This window comes from Bradyrhizobium tropiciagri, assembly GCF_018130545.1.
Lineage (GTDB): Bacteria > Pseudomonadota > Alphaproteobacteria > Rhizobiales > Xanthobacteraceae > Bradyrhizobium > Bradyrhizobium tropiciagri_A.
The window spans coordinates 712661-730502 of the sequence record NZ_JAFCKF010000005.1 but is presented as its reverse complement, the minus strand read 5'-3'; the positions used below and the strand labels follow the sequence as shown (position 1 = coordinate 730502).

14 protein-coding genes are annotated in these 17842 nt (G+C 62.3%); 5 read left to right on the top strand and 9 right to left on the bottom strand.

Annotated features, from left to right (window positions below):
* The first annotated feature begins 127 nt into the window (after positions 1–127).
* Entirely contained in the window at positions 128–1435 is a 1308-nt protein-coding gene (locus JQ616_RS24910) for a UDP-glucose dehydrogenase family protein (RefSeq protein WP_212018996.1), read from the top strand.
* Between the two features lie 136 nt (positions 1436–1571).
* On the opposite strand, the gene rfbD is transcribed toward JQ616_RS24910, so the two are convergent.
* Entirely contained in the window at positions 1572–2483 is a 912-nt protein-coding gene (rfbD, locus tag JQ616_RS24905) for a dTDP-4-dehydrorhamnose reductase (RefSeq protein ID WP_212018994.1), read from the bottom strand.
* Complete coding sequence (gene rfbC / locus JQ616_RS24900) at positions 2483–3037, bottom strand: dTDP-4-dehydrorhamnose 3,5-epimerase (protein ID WP_212018992.1); 555 nt, start codon at positions 3035–3037, stop codon at positions 2483–2485. The genes rfbD and rfbC overlap by 1 nt, the downstream gene beginning before the upstream one ends.
* A 110-nt stretch (positions 3038–3147) precedes the next feature.
* Here rfbC and rfbA point away from each other — a divergent pair, with 110 nt between their 5' ends.
* From rfbA to JQ616_RS24885, 3 genes are all read left to right on the top strand, one after another.
* Positions 3148–4059, top strand: coding sequence for a glucose-1-phosphate thymidylyltransferase RfbA (rfbA, locus tag JQ616_RS24895; RefSeq protein ID WP_212018990.1), 912 nt, complete (start codon positions 3148–3150; stop codon positions 4057–4059).
* On the top strand, positions 4049–5116 hold the full coding sequence (gene rfbB / locus JQ616_RS24890; RefSeq protein ID WP_212018988.1) for a dTDP-glucose 4,6-dehydratase: 1068 nt from the start codon (positions 4049–4051) through the stop codon (positions 5114–5116). The genes rfbA and rfbB overlap by 11 nt, the downstream gene beginning before the upstream one ends.
* Positions 5117–5202: 86 nt before the next feature.
* Positions 5203–5853, top strand: a complete 651-nt coding sequence (locus JQ616_RS24885; protein WP_249137177.1) for a hypothetical protein — start codon at positions 5203–5205, stop codon at positions 5851–5853.
* Between the two features lie 105 nt (positions 5854–5958).
* Here JQ616_RS24885 and JQ616_RS24880 read toward each other — a convergent pair whose 3' ends face one another.
* Complete coding sequence (locus JQ616_RS24880) at positions 5959–7188, bottom strand: glycosyltransferase family 92 protein (protein WP_249137176.1); 1230 nt, start codon at positions 7186–7188, stop codon at positions 5959–5961.
* 240 nt (positions 7189–7428) lie between these two features.
* Between JQ616_RS24880 and JQ616_RS24875 the strand changes: the two genes are divergently transcribed.
* Positions 7429–8625 (top strand): hypothetical protein, encoded by a 1197-nt coding sequence (locus JQ616_RS24875; protein ID WP_212018984.1) that lies wholly within the window; start codon positions 7429–7431, stop codon positions 8623–8625.
* Positions 8626–8722: 97 nt separating this feature from the next.
* On the opposite strand, the gene JQ616_RS24870 is transcribed toward JQ616_RS24875, so the two are convergent.
* From JQ616_RS24870 to JQ616_RS24850, 6 genes are all read right to left on the bottom strand, one after another.
* Positions 8723–9646: a glycosyltransferase family 2 protein gene (locus JQ616_RS24870; RefSeq protein ID WP_212018983.1), complete on the bottom strand. Its 924-nt coding sequence runs from the start codon at positions 9644–9646 to the stop codon at positions 8723–8725.
* Positions 9647–9654: 8 nt separating this feature from the next.
* The gene (locus tag JQ616_RS24865; RefSeq protein WP_212018981.1) at positions 9655–11859 is read right to left on the bottom strand and encodes a glycosyltransferase WbsX family protein; all 2205 of its coding nucleotides are present in this window, start codon (positions 11857–11859) and stop codon (positions 9655–9657) included.
* Entirely contained in the window at positions 11856–11987 is a 132-nt protein-coding gene (locus tag JQ616_RS39675; protein ID WP_283812667.1) for a hypothetical protein, read from the bottom strand. Before JQ616_RS39675 ends, JQ616_RS24865 begins: the two co-directional genes overlap by 4 nt.
* 207 nt (positions 11988–12194) lie before the next feature.
* Complete coding sequence (locus JQ616_RS24860) at positions 12195–14231, bottom strand: tetratricopeptide repeat protein (RefSeq protein WP_212018979.1); 2037 nt, start codon at positions 14229–14231, stop codon at positions 12195–12197.
* On the bottom strand, positions 14228–15574 hold the full coding sequence (locus tag JQ616_RS24855) for an HlyD family type I secretion periplasmic adaptor subunit (protein ID WP_212018977.1): 1347 nt from the start codon (positions 15572–15574) through the stop codon (positions 14228–14230). The genes JQ616_RS24860 and JQ616_RS24855 overlap by 4 nt, the downstream gene beginning before the upstream one ends.
* On the bottom strand, positions 15564–17798 hold the full coding sequence (locus JQ616_RS24850; RefSeq protein WP_212018975.1) for a peptidase domain-containing ABC transporter: 2235 nt from the start codon (positions 17796–17798) through the stop codon (positions 15564–15566). Before JQ616_RS24850 ends, JQ616_RS24855 begins: the two co-directional genes overlap by 11 nt.
* Positions 17799–17842: the final 44 nt, after the last annotated feature.

Here is a 17842-nt window from a genome sequence, read left to right as displayed (position 1 = left end):
GCGATCACCGTTTGCACAAAAAGCCGCCGAGCTCCAACACAAACTATGCGTCATAAAACTTGGCGTTATCGGCGCCAATTGTGCTAGTGCTAACTCCTCCTCTCCACACTGATCGACGAGCGGATTCATGAAGATTGCAATGGTTGGAACGGGATATGTAGGTCTCGTGTCCGGAGCGTGTTTTGCCGATTTCGGCCATCAGGTCGTGTGCGTCGACAAGGACGCCGGCAAGATCGAAGCCCTGAAGCGCGGCAAGATCCCGATCTACGAAACTGACCTCGACAAGCTCGTCGAAACCAATGCGGCCGCCGGACGGCTGACCTTCACGACGGAGCTCACCGGCGCCGTCGCCGACGCTGATGCCGTGTTCATCGCGGTCGGAACGCCCTCGCGCCGCGGCGATGGCCATGCCGACCTGAGCTATGTCTATGCTGCCGCCAAGGAGATCGGCGCGGCGCTCAAGAAGTTCACCGTGGTGGTGACGAAGTCGACCGTGCCGGTCGGCACCGGCGACGAGGTCGAACGCCTGATCCGCGAGACCAATCCCAACGCCGATTTCGCCGTTGCTTCGAACCCCGAATTCCTGCGCGAAGGCGCGGCAATCCAGGATTTTCGTCATCCCGACCGGATCGTCGTCGGCACCGAGGATGATCGGGCCAAGCGGGTGATGGGCGAAGTCTATCGCCCGCTCTATCTGAACCAGGCGCCGATCCTCTATACCGCGCGGCGCACCGCGGAACTGATCAAATACGCCGCAAATGCCTTCCTTGCCACCAAGATCACCTTCATCAACGAGATCGCCGATCTCTCCGAGCGGGTCGGGGCGAACGTGCAGGAGGTCGCGCGCGGCATCGGGCTCGACAACCGGATCGGCACCAAGTTCCTGCATGCCGGCGCCGGCTATGGCGGCTCGTGCTTCCCGAAGGACACCCGCGCGCTGTTCAAGACAGCGCTCGACCACGACGTCCAACTGAAAATCGTCGAAGCGACGCTGACCGCGAACGACAACCGCAAGCGCGCGATGGCACGCAAGGTCGCCAACGTGATGGGCGGCGAGCTGCGCGGCAAGACGATCGGCGTGCTCGGCCTGACCTTCAAGCCCGATACCGACGACATGCGCGAGGCCCCTTCGATCCCGCTGATCAACGGCCTGATCGATTTCGGCGCCACGGTTCGAGCCTATGATCCGATCGGCATGGAGCAAGCGCGCAAGGAATTGCCCGAAATCGAGTACTGCAAGGATGCCTATGAGTGCGCGCGCCAGGCGGATGCGCTGGTCATCGTGACCGAATGGCGCCAGTTCCGCGCCCTCGATCTCAAGCGCATCAAAGATGAGATGAAGCATCCGGTCGTGGTCGACCTGCGCAACATCTACCGTCCGGACGAGATGGCCGCGCACGGCTTCACCTATGACAGCATCGGCCGGCCGCGCTGAGCGGCCGCACCTGACCGGCGATCGCCGCCGCTCAGTTCAATCCCGAAGCCCCGGTTCTGATCAAATCAGAACCTGGGGCTTTGTTTTTGACGCGCATCGTTTGCCGCGAACCGGCTCCCCTTCGCGCGAAGTCGTTCTAGGCGTGCGCGGGCGCACTGAGCTGGACATAAGCGTCAAGCTCGTGCGCGAGCGCTTCCTGCCAGGTCGGCATCGCTACGCCGAACTGCGCCTTCAGCCGCGTCAGATCCAGCCGCGAATTGCCCGGACGCACTGCCTTGGTCGGAAAGTCCGCCGTTGCGATCGGAGCGATGCTCTCGACCGCCAGCGTGACACCACGTGACTTCAGCCCGCTGACAATGGCGCTGGCAAAGCCGTGCCAGCTGGTTTCGCCGGCGCACACCAGATTGACGACACCGCCCCTGCGCGCGAGCTGATCGTGCAACGTGGTGAGGTTCGGCAGCACGATGCCGGCCACCGCACTGGCGATCGCCTGTGCCGACGTCGGCGCCCCGATCTGATCGGCCACGATCCGCAGCTCCTTGCGCTCGCCGGCGAGCCGCGCGATCGTGCGCAGGAAGTTGGTGCCCTTTGCGGCATAGACCCACGAGGTGCGCACGATCAGATGCGCCCCGCCTGCTGCCTGCACCGCGACATCGCCGGCAAGCTTGCTGGCGCCGTAGACCGACAATGGCTCGGTCGGACTATCCTCGCGCCACGGCCTGTCACCTGAGCCGTTGAAGACATAGTCGGTCGAGAAATGCACCAGCGGCACATGGTTTGCCGCCGCCCATTTGGCGAGCGTCTCGGGCCCCTTCGCGTTGACCAGGAACGCCAGCTCGCGCTCGTCCTCGGCACGATCGACCGCCGTATAGGCCGCCGGATTGATGATGAGATCGGGCTTCAGGCTTTCGAGCTGGCTCGTCAACAACTCCGGTTTCGACAGATCGAACTCCGCGGTCGGCGGCGCAACCACTGTGCCGTGACCGTCCAGCAGCGGCTTGAGAGCACTGCCAACCTGCCCGCGTGTTCCCGTCAACAAGATCCGCATCAGATTTGTCCGTAGGTCGGAAGGTTGCTGGCGTCGGCGAGCAGCGGCGCGTCCGCATCCTTGGCCGACAGCTGTGGCTTGTCGACGCCCCATTTGATCCCAATCGCCGGATCGTTCCACCGGATCGAGAGCTCGTCCTTGGGGCTATAGAAATCGTCGCACTTGTAGAAGAAGTCGGCGGATTCCGAGAGCACCACGAAGCCGTGCGCGAAGCCGCGCGGCACCCATAATTGCCGGCGGTTGTCCTCGCTCAACTCGACCGCGACATGCTTGCCGAAATTCGGGCTACCGACACGCACGTCGACCGCGACGTCGAGCACCTTGCCGCGCAGCACGGTCACGAGTTTGCCCTGGGTGAGCGGGTTTTGCAGATGCAACCCGCGCAGCACGCCGTAGGCCGAGCGGGACATGTTGTCCTGCACGAAGGGGCGCGTGATGCCGTGCTCGACGTAACGGGGCGACTGATAGGTCTCGAGGAAGAAGCCGCGCTGATCGCCGAACAGCTTCGGTTCGACGATCAGAACTTCTGGGAGCTCGGTCTTGATGACGTTCATGTAACGAAGGTTCCAGTTTGAGCAGGCCTGAAATGTTAATTTGATACTCATAACAAACTTGTGCGGCGCACGCTATCTGTTATGTTTTGATAGTCAAACTGTGAGGGACCATGAAGGGCATTATCCTCGCCGGTGGAACCGGCTCGCGCCTCTACCCCGTGACCACTGTCGTCTCGAAACAGCTGCTGCCTGTGTTCGACAAGCCGATGATCTACTATCCGCTGTCGACGCTGATGCTGGGCGGAATTCGCGACATTTTGATCATTTCGACGCCGCAAGACAAGCCGCTGTTCCAGCGCCTGCTCGGCGACGGCCACGAGATCGGCATCAGGTTCTCCTATGCCACGCAGGAGACGCCACGCGGTCTCGCCGACGCCTTCATCGTCGGCCGCGACTTCATCGGCGATGACTCCGTCGCCCTTGTGTTAGGTGATAACATTTTCTACGGCCACGGCCTGCCCAGCATGCTGTCGGCCGCCTCGGTCCGCAAGAAGGGCGCCACCGTGTTCGGCTACGTCGTCAACGCGCCGGAGCAGTATGGCGTGGTGGAGCTCGACAGCACCAACCGGGCGCTGTCGATCGAGGAGAAGCCGAAGCGGCCGAAATCCAACGTCGCCGTCACCGGCCTCTATTTCTACGACAATGACGTCGTCGACATCGCGGCCGGCATCAAGCCGTCGCCGCGCGGCGAGATCGAGATCACCGACGTCAACAAGGCCTATCTCGAGCGTGGCGACCTCTATGTCGAGGTGCTCGGCCGCGGCTTCGCCTGGCTCGACACCGGCACCCATTCCTCGCTGGTCGAGGCCAGCCATTTCGTCCAGATCCTGGAGCAGCGCCAGGGGCTGCGCATCGCCTGCCCCGAGGAGATCGCGCTGCGCCAGGGCTATATCTCGCTGGAAGCCTTCGCGAAGGTGGCGCAGAAGACCGCCAAGAGCAGCTACGGCGAGTATCTGCTGTCGGTCTACCGCTCGTTCCAGGGCCAACCCCGCACCGCCGAGGTGTTCAAACATGCGGTTTAAGGGATCGACGATCTTCGTCACCGGCGGCGCCGGCTTTATCGGCTCCGCCGTGGTCCGCCATTTGCTGCGCGACACCCACGCCCGGGTCGTCAACATCGACAAGCTGACCTATGCGGCCAATCTCGACTCGCTGCCCGGCTCAGCCGAGAGCCTGAACTACAGCTTCGAGAACGCCTGCATCTGCGAGGCGCAGAGCCTGCGCCGGCTGTTCGAGAAATATCAGCCCGATGCGGTGATGAATCTCGCCGCGGAAAGCCATGTCGACCGCTCGATCGACGGCCCCGGCGAATTCATCCAGACCAACATCGTCGGCACCTTCACGATCCTGCAGGAGACGCTGCGCCACTGGCGCACGCTCTCGCCCGAGAAGCGCGACCAGTTCCGCTTCCTCCACATCTCGACCGACGAGGTGTTCGGCTCGCTCGGCGATGAGGGGCTGTTCACCGAGACCACGGCCTATGCGCCGAACTCGCCCTATTCGGCCAGCAAGGCATCGTCCGATCATCTGGTGCGCGCCTGGCGCGAGACCTACGAGCTGCCGACCCTGGTAACCAACTGCTCGAACAATTACGGCCCCTATCACTTCCCGGAAAAGCTGATCCCGCACATGATCATCAAGGGGCTCGCCGGCGCGCCGCTGCCGGTCTATGGCGACGGCCAGAACATCCGCGATTGGCTGTTCGTCGAGGACCACGCCAAGGCGCTGACCCTGGTGCTGGAGCGCGGCAGGATCGGCGAGACATACAATGTCGGCGGCCGCAACGAGCGCACCAATCTGCACGTCGTGGAAAGCATCTGCGACCTGCTCGACGAGGTCGCGCCTTCGGCGTCAGGCCCGCGGCGCCAGCTGATCAACTTCGTTGCCGACCGTCCCGGCCACGACCGCCGCTACGCGATCGACGCCACCAAGCTCGAAACCGAGCTCGGCTGGCGTGCCGAGGAGAATTTCGAGACCGGCATCGCCAAGACCGTGCGCTGGTACGTCGACGAACAACCCTGGTGGCGCGCGATCCTGGAGCGCGGCTACAAAGTGGAGCGCGTCGGGCTGAACCAGTAGCCCGCCGATCTCGCCAAATCACCGGCGTGGATAGCCAACGGGAAGCCGAGAAGGGCGATGACGATTCAACCGGATCTCATCGCGACTTGACCAGCCGCGACCGGCTTCCGACGGTGGATTGGCAGCCACCCACCACCAGACAGCAAATCGAGAAACCACGGGGTCCCGCCATGAAAATCGCAATGGACGCTCAGGAACTGACACTGTTCAAGAGCTTCGTGGACCTCTCGACGCGCTATCTTGAGTTCGGCTCGGGCGGAAGCACCTGGCTCGCCTGCCAAACCAGGAAGGAATGGGTCATCTCGATCGATTCCTCCGCGGAATGGCTCGCCAACGTCGCCGATGCCACGGGCAATGCCAGCACCAGGCCGCAGCTGCTGCACGTCGATATCGGCAAGTTGCGCGAGTGGGGCTATCCGATCGAGAAGGAGCGGGAGAGCTCCTGGCCGGACTATCATGAACTCATCTGGGAGCGGCCGGAAAGCAAGACGGCCGATCTGTACTTCGTCGACGGCCGGTTCCGCGTGGCCTGCTTCGTGCAGTGCCTGCTGCACGCCGCACCGGGCGCCTTCATCGCAATCCACGACTTCGAGAACCGCCCCCACTATCATTCGGTACGGACGGTCGCGCGCGAGATCGCCCGCGCCAACAACATGTCGGTGTTCCAGCGGCCGCCAAGGATCGATGTCGATGCCGCGCAAGCCCTGCTGGCGAAATACCGGCTGGAGCCGCTGTAGGCGCCTGAAGCACCTGCGGGGTCAACGATCAATTCAATGCACAAAATAACAAGGGCGCGCCGATTGGCGCGCCCTTTTCCTGTTTCCCGGATTTCAGGCCCGGATTCAACCCTGGACCAGCCTCTTCAGCTCGGGGAGAAACCGCTGGATCGTCGCGTCTTCCACGTCGTTGCGATCGCGCAGCGTGAAGAACTCCATGGCGCGGATCTTTTCAGGATCTCCGTCCGCCAGCGGGCGGCCGCGCTCACGCTTCTTCAGCAACTGCTCGCGCGACTTGGTGTAGTAGTGATTGATCACGAGCTTGCTGCGCTTCGGAGCCGTGCAGCGGCCGCCAATCGGGAAAACCGGCGTGCCGTCTTCCTGGACGTAGCAGCCCAGAACAAGCGATTGATGGGGATGCAGGTAGGACACGATGGTGTCGGGCCGCACGATCGACTTCATGATGAAATGATCCGGGAAGTCGTCCGGCGCGCGACGCGTGAAGGACTCGATGCACAAGCCGGCCGGCCGCGCCTCGTGACCGTTCGAGCCGAAGTTCAACCAATGCACCGCCACCGCCGGCGCCGAGCCGAGCTCGGCCAGCACGTCCTTGATGTTGCCGGCCTGCGTCGGAAACAGATACTCGTCGGCATCGATGAAGGCGCACCATTCGGCGCAATTGCGATAGCTGTCGATCGCATGCGAGAAGGCGCGCATCTGGCCGAATTCGCCCTCCACGAAATGGTAGGTGATCATGTCAGGCCACGGGAAGGCCTCGATGACGGCGCGCGTGTTATCGGTGCTGCCGTTGTCGTAGAGATAGAAGTGATCGAAGCCCACCAGCCTGTGGAAGTGCAGCCATTCCAGCAGATCGTCGCCTTCATTCTTGATGGCGCACACCGCGGCCAGGCCGTGCTTCTTCCGCTCGACCCCGGCGTAGAGCTTCTTCGCCTCCATCACGCGCAGGAGGCCGGCAAACTCCCGCCGCAGATTTTCACTCTTGGGGGCCGCAACCAGCGCGGACAGATAGACATCCTGCGCTTCCTGGGCGGATCCCATGTTGAGATCGGCGATCGCAAGGCGATGCAGCACCCGCGAGTCGGATGGCATCTGCTTGACGAGGTCGAGCAGGATTGCGCGCGCTCCGGCGAAATCACAGGCCTGCACAAGCGCTGCCGCTTTTGCAAACTGGAATTCCTTGTAGTCGCCGAATTGCTGCTCGAGCTGCTCGACCGATTGGATGAGCTCGTCGGGTTTCGGATTTGCGATCCGCCCGGAAAAGAATTCTCTAAGCTTTGTCTCGATCTCACTTGCTGGAAGCGTATCGAGATTCACGCCTGAGCTGAAACTAGACAATGCAGGAATTTCCATGTCCAACCTGAGCCGCTCCCCACGAGATCAACAAGCAATTAACATTGGTTCGCACCACGAATTCCCTATTAGCGCACTTATCCTACAAGAATAAGGCTATAACACGCAGCGCTCACACTTAACTGTTGTAAGGTTATTTCGAGGAAAATCAATACAATAGAGCAGAGGGCTCGGTGTCATGTGCATGAAACCGTCACACAGGACGGGAACGATCGGAGATCGCCAATGGACAATGGGAACGAAGCAATCCGTAAGCCGTTCGCGCTGACGCGACGGATGTTTTTGACATCGTTATCAGCGAGCCTCCTGCCCGGCTCGCTCAGCTTCCTTGGTTCCGGGCATCCTGCTGCTGCCGCGACACCTTCCCGGCCGCTGGTCGGAGCCATTCGATGGGACGCATGGTACGCGCCGGGCTCGCAGCCGACGGAAGCGATGAAGCAATCGCTTGGCCCCCAGAAGTATCGTTGGCGGGCCCCGTTCTTCGGGACGCAAGTGAACCGCGATCCCAACGCGCTGGATTTTTCGAGCTCGATCCAGACCGAGATGGACAAGGAGATCGACCAGGCCATCTTTGCCGGATTGGACTACTGGGCATTCGCCGGTTACGGGGCGAACCATCCGATGTCGAAAGCCCTGTATGCATTCAGAACGCGTCCGAAAGCAGCCGAGCTGAAGTACTGCATGTTTACCGAGCTCGGTCGATGGGGATCGGCAGCCAAGCTATCCTCACTCCCCCAGGAGCACATCGGCCTGATGGCGGACAAGAACTATCTGCGGGTGGAGGGCAACCGGCCGCTCTATTTCCTGGGCTTCATCAAGGGTGCCGATGTGCAGCGAAGCTGGGGCGGCGTGCCGGGTCTGCAAGCACAACTGAGCAAGTTCAGAGCCGATGCGAACGCGGCCGGCCACGGCGAGCCCTATATCGTGCTCGCAGGAGACACGAAATTCCTGAGCCAGGAGGCCGCCAATCTGGGCGCCGACGCGCTCGGGTCTTATGCGATTACAACCGGCAACGGTCGGGGCAGCTTTGCGGACCTCGCGAAGTATGCCGAGAAGGGCTGGAATGCGCTGGCCGCCAGCCAAGTGCCCGTCGTGCCCACGGTGATGACGGGATGGGACCGGCGCCCGCGTATCGAACATCCCGTGCCCTGGGAAACGTCGCAGCGTCCCGGCGACGGCATCACCAATTTCTATACGGCTCCGACCAAGCAGGAATTGGCCGGCCATCTCACGCAATCGATCAATTGGGTGAACAGCCGCGCACCTGATCAACGGGCCCCCGCGGTGCTGATCTACGCATGGAATGAAAATGACGAGGGTGGCTGGCTGGTGCCGACCCTGCCCTGCCAGACTGACCGCCTGGAAGCATTGCGTGAAGTTCTCAAAGCGACTGCACGGGCTGCGTCGAAGAACCTTTGCTAAGTTGCTTTCGCGCGGAGTGCAGCGCATCGCGCAAAGCGACGACGGACTCACAAGGCTCCGTTCCGAGATCACCGGAACGGAGCCTTGTGCGAGGCGATCAGCGCCAGCGGATCGGCCGGGTCCGGTCGTTCGATTCCACCGTCCGATGCTCCGGATGATACGGCGCGTAGATCTGCTTGACCCAATAATTGAAGTTCGGGTGAAGCTTCACGAAGTCATAGAATGAATCGCCGAAATTGGACGGGCTGAGGCAGGTCTTGTTCTGCGGCCTCGTGGTGATCGCATTCAGGCAATACGACATCATGCAGGCCTTCGTCTCGCTCTCCGCCACCTTGCTCAGGCTGCGGAAGCTGTTGGTGGAATGCAGCCGATACAGATATCGATCCGCGTCGAGATAAGTCGGCTCGACCTTGGTGACGGCGCGCAGTGCGAAGTCCCAGTCATGGCAGTATTTGAGGTCGGCAAGCCACCCCACCTGACGCAACAGTTCACGGCTGAAAACAAAGTTTCCGGTCGACGCGGCAATCTGGGAATCCAGGAACGTCCATGACAGCGGCGCGCCCGCGATCTGGGCGCGATCGATTGCATAGCGCAGCCGTGTCGGAAACTGGTAGTTGCTGATCGACTTGCCGTGTTCGTCGATCGGCTCGACGGCCGAGAAGCCGAAGAACAGCCGCTCATTGGCGTGCTTGTCCGCGAACAGCCGGACGCGCTCCTTCGAAAAGGCATCATCCGAATTCAACAGGAAGATCATGTCGCCCTTGGTCAGCGACAATGCCCTGTTCCAGGTGTAGTGGGCGCCGAGGTTTTGCGGGTTCTTGAGCAGCTTGCAGGAGACGAAGCGCTTTCCGAACGACTTCTTCTTGATGACCCGTTGCGCGACCTCAAAACTCTTGTCCGGCGAATTGTCGTCAACAATGACGAGTTCGATGTCGGCAAAAGTCTGTTGGTAGACGGTCTCGAGGCACTCCTCGAGATACTGCTCGTGCTTGTAGCAGGCGATGACGACACTTGCGAGCATCGGCGTCCTCAACGTCTCACGATGATCGAGTGACGGGACCTGACGATCGCGCTGGCTCCGTCGCCGACCTCGAGAATGGCGAGCTGGTATTCACCGTCCGGCAAATCGCGGATCGAGAAGGATAGCTGGAAACCGAAATAGCAGTCCTTGCTTTCGGCCTTCATGTATTCCTTCACGTCGACGCGTTCGTGCCAGTCAACGACCAGACAGTAACCGCTGTTGGCTGCGTTCGCCTGAGCGAGGTCGGAGAGCAGCAGGAATCCCGTTCTCTGCCGACTGGCTTCGAACGTATTGCCCGCGCAAATCCATCCGCGCACCAATATCTCGTAGCGCGGATCGACGATCACGCGCTCGCCGGTCTGGGAATTGATGTTTTCGATGACCAGCAGCGAACCTGCCGGATTGTCGGATGCGCCTTCCGCCTCGACCGGAACGCCGCTCCTGACGCGCTGAACCCCGGAATGCGTGAGGCCCGATCGATGCAGGCTGGCCAGCACCTCGACATGCGTCGCGGCTTCCTTCACCGCCCATTCGAGCTCCTGCCTGCTCAGGCAATCCAGCAGATCGGGACTGTTTCGAATCTGGGATGAGATCGGCTCTGCCGAAGCCACCCGACGCACCACTTCGAGGAAGGCCCGTCCATAGCGCGAATCCGGCTCGAGATGTGCACCCTCCGCCCACTCGTTCCAGGAATTGATGAACACCAATGATTCGGAGAAGCTGTTGCCCTTGGCCCGCAGGGTCGCATCGCGAAGCCAGACCTCGAACGCCTCCGGGCTGGACCTCGTGAAGATATGACCGCGCGGCCCCTTGCGCGGCGTATTGTCCCAGCGCGGCATCACGGCCGGAAAGAACGGGAAATCGTAGGTCTTGCCGATCGACGACCGCATGGCGTCGACATAGTCGTAGACTTTCCCGGCGAAGGTCGGCGGTGCATCGACCTCCGTCGGCGGCACCTCCCTCGTCGAGACGGTGTGCGGCGGAAACTCGATTGCCGCGTCGCAATTGACGTCACGCGGATCGAACTCACCGAAGGTCATCGCATTGCAAATCAGAAGCTCGCCGATCCCGAGCTCCCGGGCGCGCTCACGCCAGATCTCGAACAGGCGCGGCTTGTCCGGCAGCAATGAGGGCCTGTAGATGACGATGACCTTGCGGCCATCAACGGTGATGTAGCGCTCGTCGAGCAGCAAGTCGGCCATGTCGTCGATGAAGCGGACATCGTCTTCGAGCGAGTGATTCTGCCCGAGCAACAGCTCGGCATCCGAGCCGTCCCATCGCCGCGACCAGTTCTCGTTTGCCCAGCAGATGCAGAATGGCAGATTCGGCTCGCCGTCCTCGAGCATCAGTTGAAGCGGCTTCTCCAGCAGCCTTCGCCCCTGGAACCAGTACACGTAGTAGCAGAAGCCATCGATGCCGTATTGGCGTGCGAGCTCGCCCTGCTGACGACGCGTCTCCGGCAGCCGGACGTCATAGAATCCGAGATCGGCCGGCAACCACGGAGATTCATGCGCCGGAAACTGGGCCCGCATGCGCGAGACGTTGGTCCACTCGGTGAAGCCCGGTCCCCACCATCGGTCATTTTCATCAAATGAATGGAATTGCGGCAGGTAGAAACAAATGTAACGCACTTCCTTGGGGGATGCGTCCGCCAGCCCGGTGACGATCCTGTCGTTGCCGGGAAACAGCAGGTCGTCGTAATCCTCGGTCGAGAAGCCGAGCGCAACAATCGCTTCACTTGGCGTAAAATTCTCGAACAGCGGGATCTCGTAGTATTCGCCGTCGCTCAGGCTGATGCGCAGATAGATCTGCGCACGCTTGGGGTCGACCAGCGCGTTGCGCAGCGCGCGCGCCAGACGGCGGCGCACGCCCGGCGTGGACAGATCGATGCGGAAGCCGGGACGCCCGATCACGCTGCGCGGACCGATGCGCGCCGGCATCGAGCGGCCGGTCCGTCCCTCTTCGACACAGTGCGACGCGACAAACAACGCTAGCGATACGGTCGAGGCAGGCGACTGGGCATCGACGATCCAGCCGGAGATCCCTCGCCCCGAATATTCGAGGATCGCGCCACGCAGCCGCGATCCCGACTGCAGATCGCTGATATCGGGATCCAGGAACAGGCTCTGCGGATGGTCGTCCTGCTGAACCGGACTGGCAACGGGCAACATATCCTTCGTATCCCTGACGCTCCGTTCGACCATCTTGTTCATTGCCACTCAATCTCCTGCCAACGTTTAACGTCGGCTCCAGTTTCTTTCCCGGTCACGCGGACGTTCGATCCCGGGATCAAGTTGACGAACACGCCGCCGATCATGGCCTCACGGTGCTTATCGATCATCTTCACACAACCAGAGGTACAATGAGCATTTATTCTGCGAACGCAACATTAGCGCAATCTCTCTGTCGTCGATATGAAAGCCATTGTTAGTTCTGCCTAGATTGTCACGCCGACGTGCCCGCTTCCGTGCCTTCGCGCTCAAAAACAAAGCCGGTCACCATCTCTGTCCCTGCTCGCATGCGACGAGATGTCCGCATCCAAACAATCTCAGCCGACGCTCTCGCTCATTGCCTGCAGACGACGCTGCGCGCCTTCGTTGTTCTGCTGCGCCGCTTGTCGATACCAGTGCAGCGCCTGATCGCGGTCCTGCGCGACACCGTTGCCGGCACGCAGTGCGTCGCCGATCGCGAGCTGCGCTTCGACCATGCCTTGCTTCGCGGCTGCTTCGAACCACTCGGCCGCCTTTGCCGGATCGGCGTCGCAGCCCTGTCCCCGCCCGAGCATCACGGCAAGGTTGTATTGCGCCGTCGTGTGGCCCTGGCGCGCGGCGGACTCGTACCACTTCACGCCCTGCGCGAGGTCCTGCTCGACGCCCTGCCCGGTGCAATACATAACGGCAAGCTTGAACTGCGCCGCAGCGTTGCCGCCGTCGGCGGCCTTGACGATCCAGCCGGCGGCGGCCTGTGGATCCTTGAGGCTGCTCTTCGGATCGGAATACAGCAGGGCCAGCGTGTGCTGGGCCTCGACATGACCGGCGGTTGCCGCACGCTTGAACCATTGCGCCGCGGCCGGCAGATCGACGGTGCCGCCGGACCGTCCCATATGCAGCCCGCCGAGTTGAAATGCCGCAGCCGGATGCCCGACCTCGGCGGCGTCGGCGAGCAGCTTGCGTGCTTGCGCAAGGCGCGCTTCGGACGGCTCTTCCTGAATCAGAAACATGGCATAGGCCGTCTTGGCATCGGCGTCGCCGCCATTGGCCGCCTTGCTCAGCCATTCCGCTGCGCGCGCCTGGTCGCGCGGCACGCCGTTGCCTGCGGAGTAGAGCCGACCAAGCTGTACGGCCGCGGCACTGATGCCACCCTCGGACGCGCGCTCGAACCACTTGACCGCGGCTGCAACGTCGCGCGTCACGCCGTTGCCGTTGAGATAGAACACCGCAATGTTGTGCGCCGCCGTGGCGTGACCGCTCTCGGCCGCGTGCTCGAACCATTTCGCCGCCTGGCGGATGCTGGGCGGAACGCCGGTGCCGGTGGCATAGAAACGCCCGATAAAGAATTGCGCCTGCGCATCGCCGCGCTCGGCGGCCTTCTCGTACCAGTACGCCGCCTCGCGCAGATCCGGTTCGGCTGAGCTGCCGAGCGCATAGAATTCGGCCAATGCCTGGATCGCCGGCAGATAGTCTTTCCGCGCCGCCTTGCGCAACGCGGTCTCGGCCTTGTCGAGATCCTTGGCAACGCCTTTGCCGGCGAGCCGCAACAGCGCAATGTTGTAGAGCGCGATCGTATCATCATGGCTCGCGGCGCTCTGGAACAGCCGTGCGGCCTCGTCGACATTCCCGGGAAGCCCGGTGCCCTTGAGGCACATGAACGCGAGCGCAACCTGCGCGCGCACATGTCCCTGCTCCGCGGCCTTGTGATACCAGATCGCCGCCTGCGCGAAATCAACGGGAACGCCGCGGCCCTGGTAATGCACATCGCCGAGCGCGAATTCGCCGGACGCGGCCTTCTGCTCGGCCGCGGCCTCGTACCAGCGCAACGCGGTTGCGTGATCCTTCGTGCAGCCCGTCCCATTGGCGTACATGTCGCCGAGGATCGCCTGCGCGTCCGCCTTGCCGGCTTCAGCCGCCGCCGACATCCAGAGGAAGGCGGCGTCGACATCCTTGGGCACCCCGATCCCGTTCGGGAAAACCAGATCGTGGAGATTGGCCGCCTTGTCGCCGAGGCGCTGTGCGGTGGATTGCCGCCACGTCTCGGGCCGGTTCGGTCCGACCATCGGCTTGACCCCGTTGAGGTAGATCAAGCCAAGCTGGAATTGCGCTTCGGTATGTCCCTTGACGGCGGCGCGCTCGTACCACGCAACCGCGTCCGGAAGGTTGCCGATGACGCCCTCGTTGCGCGCATAGAGCAGCCCGATCCGGTAATCCGCCTCCGGGCTGCCCGCTTGCGAGGCGAGCCGCCAAAGGCGCAACGCCTCGAGATATTGCCGGTTCTCGTACGCCTCCAGCCCCCGTTCAAACTGTGTCGGGTTTGAACGGGACGAGCCGGGCCGGAGCAGGTCGAGGAGGGATCGCGTCGATACCGTCATGGCTCGCGCATTGCTTCTTTTGCGCTGCGCAGCATGCCGCCGAGCAGATACATCGCCACCGAGCGGGTGCCGACATTGACGTCGCCTTGCAGCGTCATGCCGGGGATGAGGCGGAAGTTCTTCGGAACATCCTTGAAGTTGGTCTGGTCGACCGAACAACGCGCCTTGTAGTAGGCGTCGACCGGCTTTCCGTCATCATCGGTCGTGAAGGCGCCTTCGCTGATCCAGCGAATCTTGCCTTGCGCCGTGCCGTGCTCCGCCGCGTTGAAGGCATCGATCTTCATCGTGCAGGGGTCGTTCGGCCGCACAAAGCCGACATCGCGCGACAGGATCTGGATCTCGGCCTCGAGCCGGGTCTTCAGCGGCATCAGTGTAATGAACGGATCGCCGGGCTTCAGCACCGATCCGACCGAGAGCTTGGCAAGGGTCAGGACCACCGAAGGCTCGGCAGCCGTCCACCGGACCAGGTCCTGGTGCTTGATCGCCTTGTCGTATTGCGAGCGGGCCGTATCGAGATTGTTGCGCGTCGTCACCAGATCCTGGCTCAGCTGCGCGTTCCACTGCTCGGAGAAGGCGCTGCGATCCGCCTTCAGCGATTCCAGCTGGTGTTGTGCTTCCAGCAGGGTGTTGTGCGTATTGTCGATCTGACGCAACAGCTCCAGGCGATTGTCCTGCGACAAATACAGGTTCAGCTTCGATCCGCTGCCGCTTTCGGCGAGCGTCGAGCGCATGTCCTCGATCTTGCCGGCGATCTCGGCACGTTGGCTGTACCGTTCATCGTCCTTCTTCGACTTCTGGATCGTCGCTTCGGTCTGGCTGATCTTGGAATCGTAGCTGTTCACCTGCGCGTGGTACTGCGCGACACGCTGGTCGTAGAGCGCCTTTTGCAAGGCGTTGTATCGGGTGACTTCCGGATCGCTGGACTGACCGTATGACAACGGCTTGCCGGACAGTTCGGCCTCGTCGCGGGCGACCTGCGCCTCGAGGCTGGCAATCTGCGACTTGTATTGCGAGACGTCGGCAGCCGTGAACGTCGAGTCGAGGGTCGCGAGCTGCTGCCCGGTCTCAACCTGCTGGCCTTCCCGGACATCGATCGTCTTGATGATCGAGGCATCGAGGGCCTGCAGTACGTTGATCTGATCGACTGGGACCATTCTGCCGCCGACGCTCGTGATCACCCGGTCGACGCGGGTGAAGCACATGATCGCGACGACCGATGCCAGGAACCCGGCGAGCACGTACAACGTCGCGCGGGCCAATAGCGGTTCGGCCGCCTCGCGAATGGCGTCGGTTTCGGACTGGAACTGGCGAACGGTCGCGAGCGAAGCCTGATTAGGAGACAAGGGTCGGACTCCTGAAGTTCTTCTCGTTGCGGCCCGTCGGCACCAGGTGCGTATTCTGCTGGTACCAGAGCGAGCTGTAGATGTCGTTGCGCTCGAGAAGCTCCTCGTGGCGGCCGATATCGTTGACCACGCCACGATTGAGCACGAGGATCGCATCGGCCTTGGTCAGCGACGACAGGCGGTGCGAGATGATGATCAGCGTGCGCCCATGCGCGATCCGCGAGATGTTCGCGTTGACGATCGTCTCGCTCTCGGCATCGAGCGCGCTGGTCGCTTCGTCCAGGATCAGGATCGGTGGATTGACGATCAGTGCGCGCGCGATCGCGAGGCGCTGGCGCTGGCCGCCGGAGAGATTGGTGGATCCTTCGTAGACATAGGTCTCGTAGCCGCGCGGCAGCTTGTCGATGAACTCCTCGGCACCGGCCAGCCGCGCCGCCCTGACGATGTCGTCGAAGGTCGCATCCGGCTTGGCTGCCGAAATATTCTCGCGAATGGTGCCGCTAAACAGGAAGTTCTCCTGCAGCACGACGCCCACATTGCGCCGGAGGTGGTCGACATCGTATTCGCGCACGTCGATGCCGTCGACCTTGATCAACCCGCCATAGTCGGAGTGCAGGCGCTGCAACAGCCGGGTGATCGTGGTCTTGCCCGAGCCGCTCTTGCCCATCACGCCGAGCGTCGTGCCGAGCGGGATCTCGAAGGAGATGTTGTTCAGCGCCGGCGAAACCGCGCCCTTGTATCTGAACGTGACGCCGGAGAATTCGATATGCCCCTTCAGCGGCGCCCTCACGCCATGGCCGGTGCGCCCCTCCTCGGGCGGCTGATTGACCAGCCTGCCGACGATCGTGACGGCGGTGCGCGCCTCGTCATACTGGTTGATGAGCTGGGCCATCTGCATCAGCGGGCCCGCCACGCGTTGCGACAGCATCAGGAAGGCGAACAGCGCCCCGACATAGACCGGATCGCCGCTCGACACCGCGAGGTAGACGCCAAACGCATAGGGAGCGCTTACCGCCAGCCGTTCCAACGGCTTCACCACCGTCTGGATCGCGGTTCCGGTCAGGCCTTCCGCAAGACGCGCCTTGGCGACCCGCGCAACGAGCACATCCCACATGTGGCGCTGGCGCGCATCGAGCGCCAGCGACTTGATCGTCCGAATGCCGTTCAGGCTCTGGATCAGGAACGCGCCCTGCGCGCCCTCAGCCGCCAGCGTTGCCGAGGACTTCTTCCGATAGGCCGGCAGCATCAGGATCAGCCAGGTCACGATCACGCCGGCGAAAGCGAGAACCATCAGCGTCATGATCGGGCTGAAGAAGAACATCACTGGCAGAAAGAAGAACAGCGTCGTCGAATCGAGAATGGTTCCGAACAACTGCCCGGTCAGGAAGCCGCGAATCCGGAACACTTCGCGGATGTCGCGCGAAACCAGGCCGACCGGGTTCTGCTCGAAGTAATCGATCGGCAGGTTGAGCATCTTCTCGAACACGTAGGTCGACAGCTTGACGTCCAGCCGCGCCGTCAGGCGCTGGACCAGATACTGCCGCAGGAACGAGAACACCGCCTCGAACATGATGACCACGAACATGGCGATACAGAGCACATAGAACGTGTTGTAGGCCTTGTAGAAAATGACCTTGTCCGAGAGCAGCCGCCAGAACATGATCGGCGCCAGGCCCATGAAACCCAGGATCAGCGCCGCGATCGCGACGTCACGCAGGATGCGCCGTTCGCGGAACAGCAGGGCGGTGACGAAACCGAAGCTGAACGGCTGGGTCTCGTCGGAAATCTCGTAGTCGCGCTTGGCCATGACGACATCGCCCGACCAGATGTCCTCGAAGCGCGGTTGATCGATGACGAGCAGCGCATCTTCGCTCGCATTCGGATCCTGCAACACCACCCGGGTGCTGTTTTCGTCGCCCTCGAGCCGCAGCAGCACCATGTGGCTGCCATCGCGCAGCCGGACAATCGCCGGCAGCGCCCGCTTGAGATGGCTCAGCCCCTGCCAGTCCAGCGTGACGGCCTTGGCCGTCATGCCGGAGGAATTCGCGCACTTCAGAAGCTCGGGCAGCGTGACTTCCTGGTCGCCGAGGAGATTGTCGTGGATCAGCTGGGACGGCGTCAGGTGCAAACCGTGCTGCCGTGCCACGATGACGAGGCAGGCGAGGCCCGAGGGTGGCAGCGCCTCCACCGAAGGTGCGCCGACGAGCGAGAGGTGTTTGGTCATGGAGGCCTCGAAGTTTCGACTGCGCACGATCACGGGCTCGAGCG